The 20464-nt window shown below is 66.5% G+C and carries 21 protein-coding genes; 17 read left to right on the top strand and 4 right to left on the bottom strand.

Annotation, left to right across the window (positions count from 1 at the left end):
- Position 1: 1 nt before the first annotated feature.
- The 5 genes from WT97_RS27070 (at position 2) to WT97_RS27050 (ending at position 3407) form a co-directional block, all read left to right on the top strand.
- The gene (locus WT97_RS27070; protein WP_034208878.1) at positions 2 to 427 is read left to right on the top strand and encodes an organic hydroperoxide resistance protein; all 426 of its coding nucleotides are present in this window, start codon (positions 2 to 4) and stop codon (positions 425 to 427) included.
- A 57-nt stretch (positions 428 to 484) separates the two neighbouring features.
- Positions 485 to 1519, top strand: coding sequence for an alpha/beta hydrolase (locus WT97_RS27065; protein WP_060354735.1), 1035 nt, complete (start codon positions 485 to 487; stop codon positions 1517 to 1519).
- Between the two features lie 256 nt (positions 1520 to 1775).
- Positions 1776 to 2147, top strand: coding sequence for a CidA/LrgA family protein (locus WT97_RS27060; protein ID WP_060354734.1), 372 nt, complete (start codon positions 1776 to 1778; stop codon positions 2145 to 2147).
- Positions 2144 to 2878, top strand: coding sequence for an LrgB family protein (locus WT97_RS27055; protein WP_034208881.1), 735 nt, complete (start codon positions 2144 to 2146; stop codon positions 2876 to 2878). Before WT97_RS27060 ends, WT97_RS27055 begins: the two co-directional genes overlap by 4 nt.
- A gap of 223 nt (positions 2879 to 3101) precedes the next feature.
- Positions 3102 to 3407 carry a hypothetical protein gene (locus tag WT97_RS27050; protein WP_059498754.1) on the top strand — a complete coding sequence of 102 codons (306 nt, stop codon included), beginning with the start codon at positions 3102 to 3104 and terminating at the stop codon, positions 3405 to 3407.
- 90 nt (positions 3408 to 3497) lie between these two features.
- Here WT97_RS27050 and wrbA read toward each other — a convergent pair whose 3' ends face one another.
- Both wrbA and WT97_RS27040 read right to left on the bottom strand, forming a co-directional pair.
- The gene (gene wrbA, locus WT97_RS27045) at positions 3498 to 4100 is read right to left on the bottom strand and encodes an NAD(P)H:quinone oxidoreductase (RefSeq protein ID WP_012337108.1); all 603 of its coding nucleotides are present in this window, start codon (positions 4098 to 4100) and stop codon (positions 3498 to 3500) included.
- Positions 4101 to 4161: 61 nt separating this feature from the next.
- On the bottom strand, positions 4162 to 4887 hold the full coding sequence (locus tag WT97_RS27040; RefSeq protein ID WP_060354733.1) for a pirin family protein: 726 nt from the start codon (positions 4885 to 4887) through the stop codon (positions 4162 to 4164).
- A gap of 126 nt (positions 4888 to 5013) precedes the next feature.
- Between WT97_RS27040 and WT97_RS27035 the strand changes: the two genes are divergently transcribed.
- Both WT97_RS27035 and WT97_RS27030 read left to right on the top strand, forming a co-directional pair.
- Positions 5014 to 5931, top strand: a complete 918-nt coding sequence (locus WT97_RS27035) for a LysR family transcriptional regulator (protein ID WP_060354768.1) — start codon at positions 5014 to 5016, stop codon at positions 5929 to 5931.
- A gap of 93 nt (positions 5932 to 6024) precedes the next feature.
- Positions 6025 to 7146, top strand: a complete 1122-nt coding sequence (locus WT97_RS27030) for a Fic family protein (RefSeq protein WP_218919467.1) — start codon at positions 6025 to 6027, stop codon at positions 7144 to 7146.
- Positions 7147 to 7353: 207 nt separating this feature from the next.
- On the opposite strand, the gene WT97_RS27025 is transcribed toward WT97_RS27030, so the two are convergent.
- Positions 7354 to 8424 carry a LacI family DNA-binding transcriptional regulator gene (locus WT97_RS27025; RefSeq protein WP_060354731.1) on the bottom strand — a complete coding sequence of 357 codons (1071 nt, stop codon included), beginning with the start codon at positions 8422 to 8424 and terminating at the stop codon, positions 7354 to 7356.
- 241 nt (positions 8425 to 8665) lie between these two features.
- On the opposite strand from WT97_RS27025, the gene rbsK reads away from it, so the two are divergent.
- The 4 genes from rbsK to WT97_RS27005 all read left to right on the top strand — a co-directional run bounded on the left by rbsK (position 8666) and on the right by WT97_RS27005 (position 13042).
- Positions 8666 to 9592 carry a ribokinase gene (gene rbsK, locus WT97_RS27020; protein ID WP_059498750.1) on the top strand — a complete coding sequence of 309 codons (927 nt, stop codon included), beginning with the start codon at positions 8666 to 8668 and terminating at the stop codon, positions 9590 to 9592.
- 60 nt (positions 9593 to 9652) lie between these two features.
- Positions 9653 to 10972 (top strand): MFS transporter, encoded by a 1320-nt coding sequence (locus WT97_RS27015; protein ID WP_060354730.1) that lies wholly within the window; start codon positions 9653 to 9655, stop codon positions 10970 to 10972.
- 43 nt (positions 10973 to 11015) lie between these two features.
- Positions 11016 to 11963, top strand: coding sequence for a dihydrodipicolinate synthase family protein (locus WT97_RS27010; RefSeq protein ID WP_060354729.1), 948 nt, complete (start codon positions 11016 to 11018; stop codon positions 11961 to 11963).
- A 434-nt stretch (positions 11964 to 12397) separates the two neighbouring features.
- Positions 12398 to 13042 (top strand): hypothetical protein, encoded by a 645-nt coding sequence (locus WT97_RS27005; RefSeq protein ID WP_060354767.1) that lies wholly within the window; start codon positions 12398 to 12400, stop codon positions 13040 to 13042.
- 123 nt (positions 13043 to 13165) lie between these two features.
- Here WT97_RS27005 and fliD read toward each other — a convergent pair whose 3' ends face one another.
- The gene (gene fliD, locus WT97_RS27000; protein ID WP_060354728.1) at positions 13166 to 14680 is read right to left on the bottom strand and encodes a flagellar filament capping protein FliD; all 1515 of its coding nucleotides are present in this window, start codon (positions 14678 to 14680) and stop codon (positions 13166 to 13168) included.
- A 947-nt stretch (positions 14681 to 15627) separates the two neighbouring features.
- Here fliD and WT97_RS26995 point away from each other — a divergent pair.
- The 6 genes from WT97_RS26995 (at position 15628) to WT97_RS26975 (ending at position 20450) form a co-directional block, all read left to right on the top strand.
- The gene (locus WT97_RS26995) at positions 15628 to 16041 is read left to right on the top strand and encodes a DoxX family protein (RefSeq protein ID WP_059498746.1); all 414 of its coding nucleotides are present in this window, start codon (positions 15628 to 15630) and stop codon (positions 16039 to 16041) included.
- 287 nt (positions 16042 to 16328) lie between these two features.
- Positions 16329 to 17288, top strand: coding sequence for an SDR family oxidoreductase (locus WT97_RS26990; RefSeq protein WP_060354727.1), 960 nt, complete (start codon positions 16329 to 16331; stop codon positions 17286 to 17288).
- A 99-nt stretch (positions 17289 to 17387) separates the two neighbouring features.
- Complete coding sequence (locus tag WT97_RS34350) at positions 17388 to 17564, top strand: hypothetical protein (RefSeq protein ID WP_156440328.1); 177 nt, start codon at positions 17388 to 17390, stop codon at positions 17562 to 17564.
- Positions 17565 to 18015: 451 nt separating this feature from the next.
- Entirely contained in the window at positions 18016 to 18876 is an 861-nt protein-coding gene (locus WT97_RS26985) for a transporter substrate-binding domain-containing protein (RefSeq protein WP_050016577.1), read from the top strand.
- 92 nt (positions 18877 to 18968) lie between these two features.
- Entirely contained in the window at positions 18969 to 19691 is a 723-nt protein-coding gene (locus WT97_RS26980) for an ABC transporter permease (RefSeq protein WP_060354726.1), read from the top strand.
- 12 nt (positions 19692 to 19703) lie between these two features.
- Entirely contained in the window at positions 19704 to 20450 is a 747-nt protein-coding gene (locus tag WT97_RS26975; RefSeq protein ID WP_034208896.1) for an ABC transporter permease, read from the top strand.
- The last annotated feature ends 14 nt before the right edge of the window (positions 20451 to 20464 follow it).

Here is a 20464-nt window from a genome sequence, read left to right as displayed (position 1 = left end):
CATGTCGATCGAAAAAGTGCTGTACCGCGCTCATGCAAAAGCCACCGGCGGCCGCGACGGCCGTGCGACGGTGCCCGAAAGCGGTCTCGACCTGAAGCTGACCACGCCGCGCGAGCTCGGCGGCGCGGGCGGTGCGGGCGCGAACCCCGAGCAGCTGTTCGCCGCCGGCTACAGCGCGTGTTTCATCGGTGCGATGAAGTTCGTCGCGGCGCGCGACAAGATCGCGATGCCCGCGGACGCCGCGATCGAAGGCAGCGTCGGTATCGGCGCGATCCCGAACGGGTTCGGCATCGAAGTGGAACTGAAGATCTCGCTGCCCGGCCTCGATCGTGACATCGCGCAAACGCTGATCGACCGCGCGCATGTCGTCTGCCCGTACTCGAACGCGACGCGCGGCAATATCGACGTCACGCTCACGCTCGTCTGATCGATCGCACTGCAAAACATTCATCGCCATTCGTAGAATCAACCAAGGAGTCGCACCATGAAGATCGTCAAGCCGCTGCTGATCGCCGCCGCCGTTGCAGCCGCGTTGTCCACCGCACCTGCCGCGTTCGCCGCCGGCGCCGACACCGTCCGTCCCGATGCGAAGACGAGCGCGTTCCTCGCCGCGCTGAACGGCCAGAAGGGCCCGGGCCTCGAAACGCTGAGCCCCGCGAAGGCGCGCCAGGTGCTGGTCGACGCACAGAATGGCGTGAAGGTCGATCTGTCCGGCATCGACGTGTCGAACCGCACGATCGAGCAGGACGGCCTGTCGGTGCCGGTCACGATCGTGCGTCCGCAAGGCGCGACGGGCACGCTGCCGGTATTCGTGTTCATCCACGGCGGCGGTTGGGTGCTCGGCGATTTCCCGACGCACGAGCGCCTCGTGCGCGATCTCGTCGTGCAGTCGGGCGCCGTCGCGGTGTTTGTGAACTACACGCCGTCGCCGGAAGCGCGTTACCCGGTCGCGATCAACCAGGCGTATGCGGCGACCAAATGGGTGGCCGCGCACGGCGCGGAGATCGGCGTCGACGGCAGCCGCCTCGCGGTGGTCGGCAACAGCGTCGGCGGGAACATGTCGGCCGTCGTCGCGTTGATGGCAAAGGACAAGGGCGGCCCCGCGATCCGTTTCCAGGGGCTGATGTGGCCGGTCACGGATCACGACTTCGACACGGGCTCGTACCGCGCGTATCAGCAGGACCACTTCCTGACGCGGCCGATGATGAAGTGGTTCTGGGACGCCTATACGAAGAACGAAGCGCAACGCAACGAGATCTACGCGTCGCCGCTGCGCGCGAGCCTCGCGCAGTTGAAGGGGTTGCCGCCCGCGCTGATCCAGGTCGCGCAGTTCGACGTGTTGCGTGACGAAGGCGAAGCGTACGGTCGCAAGCTCGACGCGGCCGGCGTGGACGCGACGACCACGCGCTACGACGGCACGATCCACGATTTCGGTTTGCTGAACGCGTTGGCCGACGATGCACCGACGAAGGCCGCGATCAAGGCGATGGCCAATGAAATCGCGACGCGGCTGAAGTAACGCGATCGAGATCGTTCGAACCTGAACGGCAGGACGGCGGGCACATGCCCGCCGTTCTTGCATGAGGGCGTTTCGTTCATGCCCGGCCGTGCGCCGAGGGAAACGGTCGAATGGCGAGCGCGCAATCGCACGATCGCGCCCGGCCGCCGCCATTGTTGGTACGATCGCGCGTATCGTTCACGCCGGCGTCGCAAGCCGCCGGCTCATCGGCCGTGCGGCTGCACGGCAGCGCGGCCACGTTCGGGAGAAGCGGTTCATGTTGCAGGCGTTCGCGATCTTGCTGATCTTCCAGTGTCTCGGGGAAGGGGTGTCCTATTTGTTCGGCCTGCCGGTGCCGGGCCCGGTGATCGGCATGCTGCTGCTGTTCGGCTTCGTGATGCTGCGCCCGCAGGTGGCCGATGCGATCGAGCCGACCGCGCTCGAGCTGCTGCGTCACCTGTCGCTGCTGTTCGTGCCGGCCGGCGTCGGCATCATGGTGTCGGCCGACCGCGTGCGCGGCGACGCGGTCGCGGTCGTCGTCGCGCTGGCCGTCAGCACCACGCTCGCGATCGCGGTGACGGCGCTCGTCACGCGTGCGTTGCTGCGACGCCAGCGCCGCGCGAGCGGCACTGCGGAGGGCGCGCAATGACGGCCTTCCCGAAGCTCGGCGCGATCTGGGTCTATCTCGCCGCGAGCCCGCTGCTCGGCCTGACCATCACGCTGGTCGCGTATCTGTTCGCCCAGGCCGTCTATGCGCGGGCACGCTTCAACCCGCTCGCGAATCCGGTGCTGATCGCGGTCGCGGTGATCGTCGTGCTGCTGACGCTCACGCATACGCCGTATCCGACGTATTTCGAAGGCGCGCAGTTCGTCCATTTCCTGCTCGGCCCCGCGACCGTCGCGCTCGCGCTGCCGCTGTACCGCCAGTGGTCGAAGCTGCGGCGTACCGCGCTGCCGTTGCTCGTCGGCCTGCTCGCGGGTTCGCTGACCGCGATCGTGTCGGCGGTCGGTATCGCCGCGCTGTTCGGGGCGTCGCACCAGACGATCGCATCGCTTGCGCCGAAATCGGCGACGACACCGATCGCGATGGCCGTCGCCGCCGAGATCGGCGGCATTCCGTCGCTCACGGCCGTGCTCGTGATCTCGACCGGGATTTTCGGCGCGGTGTGCGCGCGTGGGATCCTCAATCTGCTGCGGGTCGACGAGCCGGCCGTGCGCGGCTTCGCGCTCGGCGTCGCGTCGCACGGCATCGGCACCGCGCGTGCGTTTCAGGTCAGCGAGGAAGCCGGTGCGTTTGCCGGGCTCGGGATGGGGTTGAACGGCGTGCTGACGGCGTTCGTCGTGCCGATCCTGCTGCCGGTGCTGTCGCGCTGGATCTGAGCGCGCGGCCGCCGGGGTATCGGTTTCCCCGATGGTGCGGACGACAGGCCGACAGGATGGCGCTCACGGCGCGCATGTATCGTCGGCGTTATCAGGAGAATTCAGGAACGCCCAAGGACATTTGCGCAGCGATCGGCTAACGTTGCATCGGCGCCGTTGTCGCAAGCCGTCGCGTGCACGCCGGTGTCCGACCCACACTCAACAATCGACAAGGAGATCGGCCATGAAGCAGTCTCGCGTGGTTTCGGTGGCAGTAGCGGTAGCGGCGTCGTTCGGTCTGTTGTTGACCGTCGCGCCGACGGCATACGCGCAGGACCCGGCGTCCGCGCCGGCGCAAAAGCAGCTCGACAAGGCGCAGAAGAAGGCGGCGCGCAAGGCGGCCCGCGCGCGGCACGCGTCGGACCTGAAGGCGATCGGCACCGGCAGCGGCTACCGGTTGACCAACGACCAGAGCAACTATCCGCAGAACGCCGTGCAGAAGGCGCCCGCGACGAAGGCGGCGCCGGCCGCACCGGCTTCGGGCCAGTAACGGTCGAACGCGTTGCACAGGACGAACGGCGCCGGGTCGACCCGGCGCCGTTCGTCCTGTGCGGAACTGCGGGGCCGCGGAACTGCCGCGTTACGACGCGAGCTTGCTCGCGAGTTCCGCCACGTGCTTGCCCTGGTAGCGCGCGATGTCGAGCTCGTTCGCGCTCGGCTGGCGGCTGCCGTCCGCGCCCGCGAGCGTGGTCGCGCCGTACGGCGTGCCGCCGGTGATTTCGTTCATGTTGACAAGCCCGCTGCACGCGTACGGCACGCCCACGATCACCATCCCGTGATGCAGCAGCGTCGTGTGGAACGACGTGATCGTCGTTTCCTGGCCGCCGTGCTGGGTGCCGGTCGACGCGAACACGCTGCCGATCTTGCCGACGAGTGCGCCTTTCATCCACAGGCCGCCGGTCTGGTCGAGGAACGTGCGCATCTGGCCGGCCATGTTGCCGAAGCGGGTCGGCGTGCCGAAGATGATCGCATCGTAGTCGGCGAGTTCGTCCACCGTGGCGACCGGCGCGGCCTGGTCGACCTTCACGCCGATCGCGCGGGCCTGGTCGACGGGGATCGTTTCCGGCACGCGCTTGAGCGTGACCTCGACGCCGGGCACCGATTTCGCGCCCTCCACGATGTGCTGCGCCATCGTTTCGACGTGCCCGTAGGACGAGTAGTAAAGAACGAGAACCTTGGCCATGTTGCGAATCTCCGATTAAAGGGGCCCCGCGGTCAGCGGAGCCCGGTTTCCCGAACGGGCGTCACGCCCATTCGGCCGTCACTTCGACCGGACGCAGGTCGAACACCAGCACTTCGGCATCCTTGCCGTCCGCGATCGTCAGCGCCTGTTCGCTGCGGATGCGCGCGCCGTCGCCTTCGCCGAGCGTCACGCCGTTGACCGTCACGCTGCCGCGCGCCACATGCACGTAAGCAAAGCGGTTCGGATCGAGTTCCAGCGTAGTGCTTTCGTCGCCGTCGAACAGACCCGCGTAAATCCGCGTGTCCTGCCGGATCTTCAGCGAACCGGCGTCGCCGTTCGGCGACACGACGAGTGCGAGCTTGCCGCGCTTGTCGTCGGCCGCGACATTCGTCTGCTGATAACGCGGCTCGGCACCCTTTTCGGCCGGCCCGACCCAGATCTGCAGGAAGTGGACCGGCGTGTCCGGCGAGTGGTTGAACTCGCTGTGGCGCACGCCCGTGCCCGCGCTCATCAGTTGCACGTCGCCCGGCACGATCACCGAACCGGTGCCCATCGAGTCCTTGTGTTCGAGCGCGCCTTCGAGCACGTACGACAGGATTTCCATGTCGCGGTGCGGGTGCGTGCCGAAGCCGCGGCCCGGGGCGACGCGGTCGTCGTTGATCACGAGCAGATCGGAGAAGCCGACTTGCTTCGGATCGTAGTAATTGGCGAACGAAAACGTATGACGGGAGCTGAGCCAGCCATGCTCCGCACGGCCACGTTGGTTTGCTGCACGGATGTCGATCATGATTTTTTCCTCAAGTCGCCGGACCTCGGAAGTGGGCCCGGCCGTTCGTTGAGATGAATCTTAGGTCAATCGATTTGACAAATAAATCGCTGTAGAGATAATGACTGTCGCTCTGGAGTGGACAATATGGAACTCAACGACCTGAGGATCTTCGTCGCGACCGTCGACGCAGGCAGCTTCACCGCGGCGGCCGACCAGCTGATGCTGTCCAAGCAGTTCGTCAGTCGGCGCACGATGGCGCTGGAGGCATCGCTCGGCGTGCGGCTGCTGCATCGCAATACCCGCAATCTCGCGGTGACCGAATCGGGGCAGGAGTTTTATGTGCGCGCGCAGCGCATCCTCGCGGAGATCGCCGACGCCGAGCAGGCGATGTCGGTGCGCAGCACCGAGCTGCATGGCTCGCTGAAGATCAGCGCGCCGCTGTCGTTCGGGATCACGCACGTGTCGCCGCTGATCGCCGAATTCCTGTCCGCGCACCCGGCCGTGCGGCTGAACCTCGACCTGACCGACCGGCGCGTCGACCTGATCGGCGAGGGCTTCGACCTCGTGCTGCGGATCGGCTCGCTCGAGGACTCGACGCTGATCGCGCGACCGCTCGGCGCGTGGCGGATGATCGCGTGCGCGAGCCCCGCCTACCTGAAGCGGCATGGCGCGCCGCAGACGCCGACCGATCTGGCTGGCCATACGTGCGTGCTGTACGGGCGCGAGCGGCGGGTGGGCTGGGAATTCCGCGTCGACGGCGCGGCGCGCACGTTCGACGTGCAGGGGCCGCTCGTCGCGAATAACGGCGAAGTGGTGCGCGACGCCGCGATCGCGGGGCTCGGTATCGCGCTGCTGCCGCACTTCATCGTCGGCGCGGCGCTCGACAGCGGTGCGCTCGTGCCGGTGCTCGACGCGTACGCGCCGCCGCCGATCACGCTCAATGCCGTGTTTCCGCAGCACCGGGAGGGGTTCGTCACGCTGCGCACGTTCATCGGGTTTCTCGCGGAGCGGCTCGGGCAGCCGGCGCCGATGGACGCGAGCGGGGCGGGCCGGGTACGGTAGCCGGCCGCTTTGCGGTGAATGAGGTGATTAATCTCCGCAGAATTTGCGGAGATTGTTGAGTCATGCGGCGTATCGGGGGATAATCTCCGCATCATGAGCGGAGATTACACCTTTATCTGGGAATCGGCCGACTGGCCGATATGGCGCTTCGATCTTCCGACCCTCGCCACGCCGCTCGCCGACGTCAGCCGTGCGCAAGGCATGCTGGCCGGGCGATTGGCGGACCTCGGCCTGGCGTTGCGCGACGAAGCGAGCCTGGCCGCGCTGACCGATGACGTCGTCAAGACCAGCGCGATCGAAGGCGAGAACCTGAATGTCGCGTCGGTCCGGTCGTCGATTGCGCGCCGGCTCGGCGTCGACATCGGCGCGCTCGCGCCGGTCGATCGCCACGTCGAAGGCGTTGTCGACATGGTGCTGGATGCGACGACCCATGCGGCCGCACCGGTCACCGAAGCGCGGTTGTTCGGGTGGCATGCCGCCCTGTTCCCGACCGGCTATTCGGGGCTGTCGCGGATCACGGTCGGCGGGTGGCGCTCGGACGCGAGCGGGCCGATGCAGGTGGTCTCCGGGCCGATCGGCCGGCAGCACGTGCATTTCGAGGCGCCGCCGGCCACACGCCTGACGCACGAGATCGAGCGCTTTCTCGCGTGGTTCAACGCGCCGCCGGCCGAGCCCTTGCTGATCCGGGCTGGCCTGGCCCACCTGTGGTTCGTCACGCTGCACCCGTTCGACGACGGCAACGGTCGCATCGCGCGCGCGCTCGGCGATCTGGTTCTGGCACGCGCGGACCGAAGCCCGCAGCGTTTCTACAGCGTGTCCGCGCAGATCCAGCGCGAGCGCAACGCGTATTACGACGTGCTGGAACGTACGCAGCGCGGTTCGCTCGACGTCACGGAGTGGCTCGCGTGGTTTCTGAACACGCTGGGCCGGGCCATCGATCATGCGCACACGACACTCGATGCGGTGCTGATCAAGGCGCGCTTCTGGCAGCGATGCGCGGGCGTCGCGATGAACGAACGCCAGGTCAAGGTCATGAATCGCCTGCTCGACGGCTTCGAAGGGAAGCTGACGACCACCAAGTGGGCCGCCCTTGCGAAATGCTCGCAAGACACGGCGCTGCGCGATATCACGGAGCTCGTCGAGCAGGGCATGTTGCGTCGCTCGGCGTCCGGCGGGCGGAGCACGAGTTACGAGCTGGTGCCGTTCGACGGCTGACGTCATTGCCGGCTCGTCTCGTCCCGCGCGCGAAGGCGCCGTGTGCATGGCCGATGCGGCGGATGCGATTGCGACACGCGTGGGGCAGGTCGCCGCGCGGCGCATCCGGCTCCGGTCGATGAAAGACGACGGGCCGACCAGGCGTGACGGCGCTCGGGCGATCGTGTTCATCGGGATCGTCGATGCAGTAAGCGGGGCGCTGGCCCGCTATTTCTTGCGCGTCGCGTGCGCTTGCGTCCGCGCGGGCGGCGCCGCCGATTCCCGTATGCGCAGCTCGGGCAGGACGGCATGGCCGGGCCCCGTGGCGCCGTTCTCGAGCGCGTCGAGCAACGCGCGCGCGGCCTGGCGGCCGATCGCGTCGGTGTCGACCCACATCGTCGTCAGCGACGGCCGGATCTCGCGCGCGAGCGCGACGTCGTCGAAGCCGGTGATCGACAGCTGCGCTGGCACGTCGATGCCGAGCGCCTGCGCTTCGAGCAACGCGCCGAGCGCGAGCGCGTCGTTGCCGCAGATCACGGCGGTCGGCCGCGTCGCCGCATCGCTGCCGACGATCGCGCGCAGGCTTACTCGCCCGAACGCGATCGTGGCCGCGCCTTCGTGCTGATGCACGGGGCGCACCGCGAGCCCGTGCGCGGCCAGCGTGTCGTGAATGCCGCGCAGCCGGGCCTGCACGCGGTCGTTGTCCGTCGACGGCTGCATGACGATCGCGAAATCGCGGTGGCCGAGGTCGAGCAGGTGCGTGGTGAGCCGGGCGAACGCCGCGCGGTTGTCGAAGCCGATGCAGCAATGCGGGCTGTCGTCGCGGTACGCATACGTGACGACGTACGGCACGCGATGCATCGCGAGGAGTTCGAACAATTCCGGCGGATACGCTTCGCCGACCAGCGACACGGCTTCCACGCCGCGCGACAGCATCGCGCGCACCTGCGCGAGCGCTTGCGCGGGGTCGTAGTTCGAGCAGCCGAGGAACAGCGTGATGCCGTGCTCGGCCATGACCGTCTGCATGCCGGCGACCTGCGACGCGAACACCTGGTCGTCGAGGGTCGGAATGATCGCGCCCGTGATGTGGGTGCGCGTGGATGCGAGTGCGCGGCCGGCCGCATTCGGGATCCAGTTCAGTGCGAGCGCCGCGTCGCGCACGCGCTGCTGCACGTCGGCCGACACCTTGCCGGGATCGTTGTACACGCGCGAGACGGTCGCGGTCGATACGCCGGCCAGTTTCGCGACGTCGCCGAGCACCGAGCGGCCGCTGCCGCGGCGTGCCCGAGGCGTGCTCATCGGCCGTCTCCGTGCGTGGCGGCCCCGTCGCCACCGTGTGCCGTCAAAAGCGTCATTGTTTACCCTCGATTCGTGATGGCCCCGCTTGCATTCTCGAGCGAGCCTGCGAGAATGTAAGCGCTATCTTGCTACCGCTTCTTATTATGTCAGACACCCGCCCGATCCGTATGGCGAAATTTTCCGAGACGACGACCTTTCCGGTCATTTTGTCGACCGCAAATGTAAGCGATTACATCAAGCAATGAACGGTCTCCGGTCACCGCGTATCGCCGTCGTCGGCAGCGTCAACATCGATCTCGTCACGCGCACGCCGCGCCTGCCGGTGCCGGGCGAGACGCTGCTCGGTACGACGTTTGAGACCGTTCACGGCGGCAAGGGCGCGAACCAGGCGGTCGCGGCCGCGCGCCTCGGCGCATCGGTCGCGATGATTGGCTGCGTCGGCGACGACGCGTTCGGTACGCGCCTGCACGGCGCGCTGGCGGCAGAGCGCATCGACGTGACGCACCTGCACCGGATCGGCGGCACGACGACCGGCGTCGCGACGATCACGGTCGACGACGGCGGCGCGAACAGCATCGTCGTCGTGCCCGGCGCGAATGCATGCGTCGACGCCGACCGGATCGACGCGGCGCGTGACGCGATCGTCGGAGCCGCGCTGCTCGTGTGCCAGCTCGAAATACCGGTCGCCAGCGTGGCGCGCGCGATTGCCTGCGCCAGCGCGCACCACACGCCGGTGTTGCTCAATCCCGCACCCGCGCAGCCGCTCTTCGATGCGCTGCTGGCGCGGGTCGACTATCTCGTCGTCAACGAAACCGAGGCCGAGTCGCTGACCGGCATCGCCGTGGGCGACGATGCATCGGCCGCGCGCGCCGCCGATGCGCTGTGCGCGAAAGGCGTCGGCAACGTTCTGGTCACGCTCGGCGCGCGCGGCGTCTGCTGGCGCGGTAGCGCAGGAAGCGGCCGTCATCGTGCGATGGCGGTGGTGGCCGTCGATACGACCGCGGCCGGCGACACGTTCGTCGGCGGGTTCGCGGCCGCGCGGGCCGGCGGCGCGTCGATGGACGACGCGATCGGCTTCGGCCAGCGCGCGGCCGCGATCAGCGTCACGCGTCACGGCGCGCAGACGTCGATTCCGACGCTCGACGAAGTAAACCGTATGGATACCTGAATTCCGCACACGACGGAACGGCCGAACCCGGCCGAGACCAGTGACATGGAGACAATCGACATGAACGACAACCAACCTGTTCCGCACGCGCCGCCACGGATTCGGCGCGGTCAACGCATCGCGCTCGCGCTGTTGATGGCGAGCGGGATCGTCAACTATCTCGATCGCGGCACGCTGGCCGTCGCGAGTTCGGCGATCCGCGGCGATCTCGGCCTGTCGCTCGCGCAGATGGGGCTGCTGCTGTCGGCATTCTCATGGAGCTATGCGCTGTGCCAGTTTCCGGTCGGCGGGCTGGTCGACCGCATCGGCCCGCGCCGGCTGCTCGGCATCGGGCTGATCGTCTGGTCGTTCGCGCAGGCGGCCGGCGGCATCGTGTCCACTTTCGGCTGGTTCATCGTCGCGCGCATCGTGCTCGGCATCGGCGAGGCGCCGCAATTCCCGTCGGCCGCGCGCGTGGTGAGCAACTGGTTTCCGCTGCGCGCGCGCGGCACGCCGACGGGCATTTTCAATGCCGCGTCGCCTCTCGGTACCGCGCTTGCGCCGCTGCTGCTGTCGGTGCTCGTTGCGTCGTTCCACTGGCGCTGGGCGTTCATCGTGACCGGGGCACTCGGCCTCGTCGTCGCCGTCGTGTGGTTCGCGCTGTATCGCGATCCGGTGCGCGCGCAACTGTCCGCCGCCGAGCGCGGTTACCTCGATGCCGATGCGCAAAGCGTCGTCGCGGCGCCGAAGCTGACCTTCGCCGACTGGCGCAGCCTGTTCTCGCACGGCACGACGTGGGGGATGCTGATCGGCTTCTTCGGATCCGTGTACCTGAACTGGGTCTACCTGACCTGGTTGCCCGGTTACCTGACGATGGAGCGGCACATGAGCCTGATCCGCACGGGGTTTGCCGCATCGGTGCCGTTCCTGTGCGGGTTTTTCGGTTCGCTGGCCGCCGGCTGGCTGTCGGATTTCGTCACGCGCCACAGCCGGTCGCCGGTCGTGAGCCGGCGCAATGCGGTGGTGGCCGCGATGCTCGGGATGGTCGCATTCACGATTCCGGCCGCGCTCGTGCAGAGCAATACGGTTGCGCTCGCATGCATTTCGGTGGTGATCTTTCTCGCCAACGCGGCGTCGGCGTGCTCGTGGGCGCTCGCGACTGCGGCCGCGCCGCCGAGCCGCATCGCGTCGCTCGGCGCCATCCAGAATTTCGGCGGCTTCATCGGCGGCGCGCTTGCCCCGATCCTGACCGGCGTCATTGCGCAGAAGTGGTCGTTCGTGCCCGCGCTGCTCACCGCGGCGGCGATCGCGTTCGCCGGCGCGATGGCCTACCTGCTGCTCGTGCGCAAGCCGATTCCCGAACAGGCCACGAACGCCGCACCCGGACCGTTGCCGGCGTAATCGTGCAGCCTGCATTCGCATTCACTGAAGGAAGGAGAAACCGATGCAACACTCGCAGCAATCGAACGTGACCGTCGAGGGGATCGTGCCGGTGATGCTGACGCCGTTCGACGACGCCGACTCGATCGACTACGCGGGGCTCGAGCGGCTCATCGAATGGTATCTGGCGCACGGCTCGGATGCGTTGTTCGCGGTCGCGCAATCGAGCGAGATGCAATTCCTGAGCCTGGCCGAACGCGCGGAACTCGCGCGCTTCGTGGTCGAGCGGGTGGCCGGGCGCGTACCGGTCGTCGCGTCGGGCCACATCAGCGACGATATCGACGCGCAGGTCGTCGAACTGTGCGCGGCGGCCGAATCGGGCGCGCAGGGCGTCGTGCTCGTGACCAATCGTCTCGATCCGCAACGCAAGGGCAGCGCCGCGTTGCTCGATCATCTTCACAGGCTGCTCGCGCGACTGCCGTCGGATCTCCCGCTCGGCCTGTACGAATGCCCGGCGCCTTACCGGCGGCTTCTGTCGGATGACGAGCTGCGCGCGTGCATCGACACCGGCCGGTTCGTGATGCTCAAGGATGTGAGTTGCGATCTCGCCACGGTGAGGCGGCGCGTCGCGCTCGCCGCGGGGTCGCCGCTGAAGATCCTGAACGCGAACGCCGCGATTGCGTGGGATGCGATGAAGGCCGGGTCCGCCGGTTTCAACGGCGTGTTCACGAACTTCCATCCCGATCTCTATCGGTGGCTGCGTACGCGAGGCGAGTCGAATCCGGCGCTCGCCGACGAACTGTCGACGTTCCTGGTCGTCTCGGCGGTATCGGAGGCGCTGGGCTACCCGGCGCTCGCGAAGCTCTATCACCAGCGGATCGGCACGTTCGGATCGATCAAATGCCGTGCGATCGACTACGACGTGCGCGAACGATTCTGGGCGCTCGACGCGGTGCTCGACAAGATCGTGGCCGGCACCGAACATTTCCGCCGGCGGATCGCTGCGTCGTGACGGAGGACGCGCGCCGCGCCGCGCCGGCAGCGCGGTGCGTGATCGTATCGCGTGACGTGCGTGCGGCCGGCTCGCCGATTGCCTGCTGAAACGATCCACGTTGCGCGATGCATGCGATTGCGGCGAAATCGTCGCGGCTCCTGGTCCGTCGATGGCGGCAACACGTGCCGCCGCGCTCTCCGGCCATCACTCGGCGGCCATTCGCTACGTCACGAACTCTAACCGCCCGCGATTCGCGAGCGCGGTGCCGACGCTCGTCCGACCATCCTGCCGCGCGTCGCATTGACGATGTCTGACGGACCGTCGACATGTTCTCGCATACGGCGAGAAAAGCGCACAAATCTGCGCAATTCCGCGGTCATCCGTCATAGCGGTTCGTAATACCATGCCGCGGAGTGATCTTTACCGACGAACCGCTGAAGCCGCATTCGCCCATGCAACACGTGACGACAAGCCAGCCGCCGATTCTGGCGGCGCCGGTTGATGCCATGCTGCACGCCGTGATCGACGAGGTCGTCCATCGGAGCGTGTCGGAGGCGACGACGCGCAGCGGCTACATGCGCTGCGCCGACTATGCGATCGTCGGCGCGCAGGTGCTGACGCTGCTGACCGGGAAGCCTTATCGGCCGTTCGCGGGCGGCGAGGTGATGGACTTCGGCGGCGGCAACCTGTATGCGTTGTGCACGACGCGCGCGCGGCGCCGCACCGCGCGGCATCTGTCGCAGCTCGCGCGGTATCACTGCTGGGTCGAGGCGCGCCACGACGACGTGGGCGGGCGCACACGCAAGGAGATCGTCGACTTCACGCTGCGCCACGACGAGACCGTTGCGAACCAGCTGGGCATGCCGTTCACCCGTGCCTACCAGGCTTATTTCTGGGGCTGGGAAGACGAGCACACGGTGCCTGCCGAGTTGCACGACCATCCGGTATTCGCAAAGCGGGGCCCGGTGTGGCGCTGGGCGGAGCGCGAATGTACGTCGCTGCTGCGCGCGTACGAGCACGAACGCCCCGGCTATTTCGGGCGTCAGGTATCGCGTGCAATCGATTTGTTCGCCGACTGCGTCGAAGGTCTCGGCTGACGCGTGCCTGTTTCAAGGACGACTGCGGGCCGGTTGCCGGCCGCGACGATGCGAAGCCGGCGGGCGCTGGCGCGCTGCCGGGCATGAACGATGTCTCCGGGCCACGCGCACCGCGCGACCCGCTCACTTCCTGGACAGCGTGCCGCTACTGTTCGCACCGCCAAACAATCGCGTCAGGTATTGCGAATGAGTGTTCATCCGGGTCATCAGGGTGTTGAGTGCGGTGAATTGCGCCTGATACTGCCTGGTCAGTTGTGCGGCATAGTCGGACAGATCCGACTGCTGTTGCGCGACACGTTTCAGATCGGCGCTCAGTGCGGTCGTGCGCACGTCGATCATCCCGTTCTTCTTCGTGAACTGCGTGACCTGCTCGGCCAGGCGCGTGCCGATCCCGTTCTCCGGATTGAACAGGCGCGCGACCCCGGACGGGTTGGCGGACAGCGCGCTGTCGAGCTTCGCGCCGTCGACGTTCAGCGTGCCGTCTCGCTCGAGCTTGATGCCGATCGACAACAGGTTCGCGTGTCCGTTGCCCGTCTCGGCGGCGCCGCCGCTGTCCACCCCGCGCGCGACGATCGACGCCAGCGCGTTGCGGATCGTGTTCAGCGTCGAATCGCCGATCAGCGCGCCCTGCGAGCTTGCGCTTGGCGTGTAGCTCGACAGCGCGCCCATCGTCTTGACGACCGTGTTGTACAGACTCACGAAATTCGCGATCGTCGCGGCCTGCGACTTCGTGTCGGTGCTGATCGTCAGCGTCTGCGTATCGGTTGCGCCGACCGCGGCCGCCGACAGGTTCAGCGTGATGCCGGTCAGCACGCCCGACACCGCGTTGCTCGCGCTGGTCGATGCGATCCCGTTGAGCGTGAACTTCGCGTCCTGCGCGACGGCGCTCTGCCGCCAGGCGGCCGCGCCGTTCGCCGAATCGATCGTCGATGCGCCGCCGGACGGGGCGGCCGTCGACGTGACGCCGAGATTCGACAGGCCGCCGTCGTTGGACACGTTGCCGACCGCGACGCTGATCGCGTTCGCCGCGCCCGTCTTCGACGACGCGAGCACGAGGTGCGCACCGTCCGTGCCGTTGATGACCGTCGCACTGATTCCCGGGTTGCCGGCCGCGCCGTTGATTGCCGCCGCGATGCCCGCCAGCGTGTTGTTGGCGCTGCCGATTTCGACCTTGAACGACTGGCTGCCGAGCGACAGCGTCAGCGTGCCGGTGCCGAGTGCCTTGCTGCCGTTGAAGCCGGCGGACGACAGCGCCTGCGCGGTCGCGATCTGCGTGACGCCGACGGTGTAGGTGCCGGCGACCGCGCCCGCGCTGGCCGTCGCGGTCAGGCCCTTGCCGCTCGCGACGGCGTTGAACGTCGACTGCAGTGCGCCATTCTTCAGCGGCGTCAGGCCTGCCTCCAGCGCGCCGAGTGCCGACGACAACGCGCCGAATGCGGAGATCCGCGTGTTGCCGGTCGTTTGCGAAGCGGCAAGCGCCGCGGCGCGCCCGGCCGTCTTCGCGTTCACGAGCGTCTTGACGAGCGAGCCGACGTCCATCGCCGGATTGCCGGTCGAGCCGTTGATGATCGATTGCGCCGCCTGTTGCATCAGGCTGTTCGCGTTCGCGCCGCTGTTGACGGGCGTGGTCGTTGGCATGGGTGAACTCCGGTTGAAAGACGATTCAGTGGCGAACGGTGGTCGAGCCGGCCCGCGGCGATCGGGGTGGTCGCGTGGCGATTCGCGTGCATGCCGCTTTCTCGTATGGCGCGGGGCGTGGATCGCGGAAGTGTCGGGAAAACGGACGAACGAATCGGTGCGCTATCGTATTCTTAAATCGGTATTGGTTAGTAATTTTTTGTAGTGATTCCTGGGGAAAGCGTGGTTGGGTGATGGAAATGTGTGATGTTTCCTATTCGCGCATGATATTTGTTGTATTTGTTAAAGGATTTTCGGTAGCGCGAAAAGTGTGGAAGCGTAAAGATTCGATGACATGCCTTTCGTTGATTTCTCTAAATGACAGGCGGATGGGCAGCGTGAAGACGGACGCGTTTCGATCGAAAAGTCCATTTCGACGCCATGCTCATGACTCGAAAAATGATACTGAGTGGCGCGGATAAAGACGGTAGGTAACCAGAATAAAGATCGTATCGGGGCCTTACGTGATGATGAGTGCTGGTGAGTAAATAGCGCAATGTTCCAATTCGATGATGCGTTTTGATTCGATTCAAACATATCAACTGATTCCCGTAACGTAAAGAAACGAACACCTTTCGCGTTGCCGAAACAGGGAGGCCGGTGGCTTGCATGGCCGCCCAGGCGTCGGATAACGGATCGGCGTTCCTTGATTGTCAACTAATTTGAGACGGCGAATCATATTTAGACGGATTGATGATTTGCGGCAGGACAGTAGACTGCACCCGTGCTTCGCCAGAACCGATCCGGAGCTCGCCGCCACTCGCGGCGTGACCGGACGGATGCTTCGGCGGCAGGCCACGTGGCTTGCCGTCCGATTGCGCGAAGAGTGGTCCGTGGCCGGCATGGCGTGCCGATTGGGCGCGCCGCGGCACCGGATGCATCAAACCGTCAATTCAAGGGTGATTGCTATGCGTTACGTTTCGCTGGAGTCGAAGAAGGACGAGCTGCTGCTGGCGGCTCGCGTATTGATGATGATCCTGTTCGTGCTGTTCGGCTGGCAGAAGCTGAACGGTTTCTCGGGCACGGTCGCGTATATGGCGTCGACGGGGAACCCGGCGCCCGAGCTGGCGGCCGCGATCGCGGTGGCGGTCGAACTGGTGGGTGGCGTGCTGATCGCGATCGGCTTCTATACGCGTCCGCTCGCACTGGTGTTCGCCGCCTATACGCTCGCGACCGCGCTGATCGGCCATCGCTACTGGGCGCTGCAGGGGATGGAGCAGTACATGGCGATGATCAACTTCTACAAGAACGTGAGCATCATCGGCGGGCTGTTGTTGCTCGCGTTGATCGGGCCGGGGCGGTATTCCGTTGACCGGAAGTAACGCGGGACGGCGTTTCCGTTCGGTATCGGGAGCCCGGTGCGCGCACGCGTGCCGGGTTTTGTTTTTTGCGGGTGCCGGTGCGTGTGCCGAAGCACGGTGTGCGACGTACCCGTTCGCGGCCGGAATCCGCGTCGCGGATCACGCACTGCGCGAAACCGTCGGTCGGCGCGAAATGGACGACGAACGGGGCGAAGAACGGAGGTCGATCCGGTTCCCGACCGGATGCGAGCCGTTCATGTCATCCAATAGGGCCGATAATCCATACGTTTCCGTGATTCATCGCCACCATGCCAAACCAATCCCCGGTACGCAAAACCATCCTCCTCATCGGCGCCTCCGGCCTGCTGGGCCGCGCGGTCGCCGCGTCTTTGTTCCGCGAACCGTCGCTGACGCTGCTCGCCACCATCCGGAACCCGCAAACCGCCGGCGCGAAGCTGCTCGCATTGCCATCCGCAAACATCGCCGAACTCGATGTTCTCGACCAGCCGTCGCTCGAACGCGTTTTTGAAATCCACCGGCCCGCAGTGGTGATTCTCTGCGCCGCCGAACGCCGTCCCGACGTCTGCGAACGCGACCCGGCCGCGGCCCGCGCAATCAACGTCACCGCACCGGCCCGCATCGGTGCGCTCGCCGCGCGATATGGCGCATGGACGCTCGGCATCTCGACCGACTACGTTTTCGACGGCCGGGCCGCCCCCTACGGCGAAGACGCCATCCCGAATCCGCTGAACATCTACGGCCGCACCAAGCTGGAGGGGGAGGCCGCGCTCCTCGCCGCGTCGCCACTGTCGTGCGTGCTGCGCCTGCCGTTGCTCTTCGGCCCGATCGCCGACTGGAGCGAATCGGCCGTCACGAGCCTCGTGCCGGCCGTCGTCGCGTCGGCGCGACCGGGCGCCGATGCGGTCGGCATGGACGCCTGGGCGATTCGTTACCCGACCTATACGCCCGACGTCGCGCAGGTCATCCGCGACCTGACGCTGCGTCATCTCGCGGGTGAAACCGTCACGGGCATTCGACACTGGTCGAGCGAGGAGCCGATGACGAAGTACGAGATCGCGCAGCGCATCGCCGGCGCGCTCGGCATCGCCGCGTCGCTCGTGGCGATCGATCAGCCGACCGACGCGACGCCGCGCCCGTACGACTGCCATCTGGACGCCGCGCGCGTACGCGCGCTCGGGATCGATTACGCGACGCCGTTCGATACTGCGCTGCGAACCGTGCTGCGCGATGCGCCGCAGTCGCCGTAGGATCGACACCCTGCGCGGCTCGCGGCGTCCTCGCCGAGATCGACGTGCCCGTTCGCCGAGGACCGTACAGCCGCTCGCCGCCCGCTCGGGAGCCAGGCCATGCTCGACAGCGCCGCGCGCTTCGTGCTGCAGGCGGGCGCCGTCGCGCGCGGCGATGTCGCGGCGTTCGTGACGCAAGCCGCGCCGGCGCGGCGGAAGTCCATCGAGATCACGGAGCCGGTCGTCGCGCGCTCGATGCATTTTCGATTCTCGCAGCCGTCACGAGGCTCGAAGTGATTGCGAAGGCGGTACCGAGATCGCCCGCCACGGCGACGACGCGATCATCACGCCCCACGACGACTGCACGATCGTGCAGCTGTCGATGCGCCACCTCGACGAGAACGTCGCGATGAGGCGGCTGGGGGATGCAGCCATCCGTCCCGGACGAACCGGCGGACATCGACGCGTGCGTGAAACGCAAACGACATGACCCACCTGGCGATCGAATTCCGAATTTGTCTAGTCATCCTTGAAATTTGGCCTGCCGAATTGCACCAAACATGTGCTGAAATTCCCTGCAACGATGCACGTCAGAACCCTTTAATTAGGGGATTTCCCGCGTTTTCCGTGTTTTTATTGATCGCTGCTTGTCTCGCTGTTTTTCTTCTTGCATGCTTGTATAGACAAATTCCTGAGGCGGCTTGCTGGCACCGAAGGGATGGCGAACTTCAACGCAAGGAGAAACCTCGTGAACGGCAAGCGCATCAAATGGGCAATCAGGACGATCGGCGTCATCGCGGCTGCGGCGGCAACGCTTGCCGCACCGGTGCAGGCAAAGGAATGGAAGACGGTGACGGTCGCGCTAGAAGGCGGCTACGCGCCGTGGAACCTCACGCTGCCGGGCGGCAAGCTGGGCGGTTTCGAACCGGAACTGCTCGCCAACGTGTGCGAGCGCATCAAGGTGCAGTGCAACATGGTCGCGCAGGACTGGGACGGGATGATTCCCGGCTTGCAGGCCGGCAAGTTCGATATCCTGATGGATGCGATTTCCATCACGCCGGAGCGCGAAAAGATTCTGCTCTTCTCGCGACCGTATGCGGCGACGCCGGCGACGTTCGCCGTCACCGATACGAAGATCCTGCCGAAGGCGGCGCCCGGCGCGCCGATCGTCAAGCTGACGGGTGACGCCAACGCGGACAAGCCCACCGTCGACACGCTGCGCAAGCAATTGAAGGGCAAGACGATCGGTATCCAGTCGGGCACCGTCTATACGAAATTCATCAACGACAGCTTCAAGGACATCGCGTCGATTCGCGTGTACAAGACGTCGCCGGAACGCGATCTCGATCTGGTCGCCGGGCGCATCGATGCGTCGTTCGACGACGTCACGTACTACGCGGCGAACAACGCGAAGAAGGACAACGCATCGATCGTGCTCGCGGGGCCAAAGCTCGGCGGCCCGATCTGGGGGCCGGGCGAGGGGCTCGCGTTCCGCAAGCAGGATGCCGACCTGAAGACCAAATTCGATACGGCGATCGCCGCGGCGCTTGCGGACGGCACGGTGAAGAAGCTCGCCGACAAGTGGTTCAAGACCGACGTCACGCCGTAAGCGCGCGTTCGGCCGCCGCCGCGTAAGTTCGTCGAACGACGCGCGGCGGCACGCATCCAGCGGTTTCACTCAACGCATGCCGGGAGGCACGCATGGCGATTCTTGAAATGCTCGGCTTCGGTACTGAAGGCTGGGGTGGCGTGCTGCTGCTCGCCGCGCTGATGACGGTCGCGCTGACGCTTGCCGCGCTCGCGGTCGGCGCGGTGATCGGTGCCGCGATCGCGGCCGCGAAGCTGTCGCGCTATCGCACCGCCCGCCTGCTCGGCGATCTGTATACGACGGTATTTCGCGGCGTGCCCGAACTGCTCGTCATCTATCTGTTCTACTTCGGCGGCTCGACGCTCGTGACGACCGTCGGCCAATGGTTCGGCGCGGAAGGGTTCATCGGCGTGCCGCCGTTCGTGATCGGCGCGCTCGCGGTCGGGATGATCTCGGGCGCCTATCAGGCCGAGGTCTATCGCGCGGCGGTGCTCGCCGTATCGAAAGGCGAGCTCGAAGCGGCACGCTCGATCGGCATGCCCCGCGGCATGGTGCTGCGGCGCATCCTGGTTCCGCAGGTGCTGCGCTTCGCGCTGCCCGGTATCGGCAACGTGTGGCAACTGAGCCTGAAGGACTCCGCACTGATCTCGGTCACCGGTCTTGCCGAGCTGCTCCGCACGAGCCAGATCGCCGCCAGTTCGACGCACCAGTACTTCGTATTCTTCGTCGCGGGCGGTGCGTTGTATCTGCTGATGACGGGCTTGTCGAACCACGTGTTCAACCGGGCGGAAGCGATCGTCGGCCGGTCGTTCCGCCGCAATTTCGCGCGCAACTGACGGAGAACGGGCATGTCCATCGATTTCGATTTTCTCGTCGATACGCTGCGCCAGCTGCTCGCGGCCGTGCCGACCACGCTCGGCCTGTTCTTCGCCTCGCTCGTGCTCGGCGGCCTGCTGTCGCTCGTGATCGTCACGATGCGCGTGTCGCCGCACTGGCTGCCGAACCGCTTCGCGCGCGCCTACATCCTCGTGTTTCGCGGCTCGCCGCTGCTGATCCAAATGTTCCTCGTGTATTACGGGCTCGGCCAGTTCGGCGTGATCCGCGAGAGCTTCATGTGGCCGGTGCTGCGCGAGCCGTACGTATGCGCGGTGCTGTCGCTTGCGCTGTGCACCGCCGGCTACACGGCCGAAATCCTGCGCGGCGGGTTGATGGCCGTACCAGTCGGGCAGATCGAGGCCGGGTATTCCATCGGCCTGTCGGGCTTCTCGCTGCTGCGGCGCGTGATTGGCCCGATCGCGCTGCGCCAGTGCCTGCCGGCGTACTCGACCGAGGCCGTGCTGCTCGTCAAGTCGACCGCGCTTGCGAGCCTCGTCACGGTGTGGGAGGTGACGGGCGTGGCGCAGCAGATCATTCAGCAAACCTATCGGACGACCGAGGTGTTCGTCTGCGCGGCCATCATCTATCTGTGCCTGAACTTCATCGTCGTGCGCCTGCTCGGCGCGCTCGAATGGCGACTCTCCGCGCACCTGCGTGCGCCGAAGCCGTCCGGTGCGCCCGCCGCGGCGACGCCCAATCCCCGGCGCGCCGCATCCTGAGCGTCCCCGTCCTT

The sequence above is a fragment of the Burkholderia sp. MSMB1459WGS genome, assembly GCF_001534535.1.
Classification (GTDB): domain Bacteria; phylum Pseudomonadota; class Gammaproteobacteria; order Burkholderiales; family Burkholderiaceae; genus Burkholderia.
Note: the sequence above shows the minus strand (reverse complement) of the source record. Positions and strands in the feature narration are given on the sequence as shown.

What these genes read in the sequence shown, in the direction of transcription:
- WT97_RS27070 (WP_034208878.1), top strand. Translation starts at nt 2, where the DNA reads ATGTCGATCGAAAAAGTGCTGTACCGCGCTCATGCAAAAGCCACCGGC.
- WT97_RS27065 (WP_060354735.1), top strand. Translation starts at nt 485, where the DNA reads ATGAAGATCGTCAAGCCGCTGCTGATCGCCGCCGCCGTTGCAGCCGCG.
- WT97_RS27060 (WP_060354734.1), top strand. Translation starts at nt 1,776, where the DNA reads ATGTTGCAGGCGTTCGCGATCTTGCTGATCTTCCAGTGTCTCGGGGAA.
- WT97_RS27055 (WP_034208881.1), top strand. Translation starts at nt 2,144, where the DNA reads ATGACGGCCTTCCCGAAGCTCGGCGCGATCTGGGTCTATCTCGCCGCG.
- WT97_RS27050 (WP_059498754.1), top strand. Translation starts at nt 3,102, where the DNA reads ATGAAGCAGTCTCGCGTGGTTTCGGTGGCAGTAGCGGTAGCGGCGTCG.
- wrbA (WP_012337108.1), bottom strand. Translation starts at nt 4,100, where the DNA reads ATGGCCAAGGTTCTCGTTCTTTACTACTCGTCCTACGGGCACGTCGAA.
- WT97_RS27040 (WP_060354733.1), bottom strand. Translation starts at nt 4,887, where the DNA reads ATGATCGACATCCGTGCAGCAAACCAACGTGGCCGTGCGGAGCATGGC.
- WT97_RS27035 (WP_060354768.1), top strand. Translation starts at nt 5,014, where the DNA reads ATGGAACTCAACGACCTGAGGATCTTCGTCGCGACCGTCGACGCAGGC.
- WT97_RS27030 (WP_218919467.1), top strand. Translation starts at nt 6,025, where the DNA reads ATGAGCGGAGATTACACCTTTATCTGGGAATCGGCCGACTGGCCGATA.
- WT97_RS27025 (WP_060354731.1), bottom strand. Translation starts at nt 8,424, where the DNA reads ATGAGCACGCCTCGGGCACGCCGCGGCAGCGGCCGCTCGGTGCTCGGC.
- rbsK (WP_059498750.1), top strand. Translation starts at nt 8,666, where the DNA reads ATGAACGGTCTCCGGTCACCGCGTATCGCCGTCGTCGGCAGCGTCAAC.
- WT97_RS27015 (WP_060354730.1), top strand. Translation starts at nt 9,653, where the DNA reads ATGAACGACAACCAACCTGTTCCGCACGCGCCGCCACGGATTCGGCGC.
- WT97_RS27010 (WP_060354729.1), top strand. Translation starts at nt 11,016, where the DNA reads ATGCAACACTCGCAGCAATCGAACGTGACCGTCGAGGGGATCGTGCCG.
- WT97_RS27005 (WP_060354767.1), top strand. Translation starts at nt 12,398, where the DNA reads ATGCAACACGTGACGACAAGCCAGCCGCCGATTCTGGCGGCGCCGGTT.
- fliD (WP_060354728.1), bottom strand. Translation starts at nt 14,680, where the DNA reads ATGCCAACGACCACGCCCGTCAACAGCGGCGCGAACGCGAACAGCCTG.
- WT97_RS26995 (WP_059498746.1), top strand. Translation starts at nt 15,628, where the DNA reads ATGCGTTACGTTTCGCTGGAGTCGAAGAAGGACGAGCTGCTGCTGGCG.
- WT97_RS26990 (WP_060354727.1), top strand. Translation starts at nt 16,329, where the DNA reads ATGCCAAACCAATCCCCGGTACGCAAAACCATCCTCCTCATCGGCGCC.
- WT97_RS34350 (WP_156440328.1), top strand. Translation starts at nt 17,388, where the DNA reads ATGCTCGACAGCGCCGCGCGCTTCGTGCTGCAGGCGGGCGCCGTCGCG.
- WT97_RS26980 (WP_060354726.1), top strand. Translation starts at nt 18,969, where the DNA reads ATGGCGATTCTTGAAATGCTCGGCTTCGGTACTGAAGGCTGGGGTGGC.
- WT97_RS26975 (WP_034208896.1), top strand. Translation starts at nt 19,704, where the DNA reads ATGTCCATCGATTTCGATTTTCTCGTCGATACGCTGCGCCAGCTGCTC.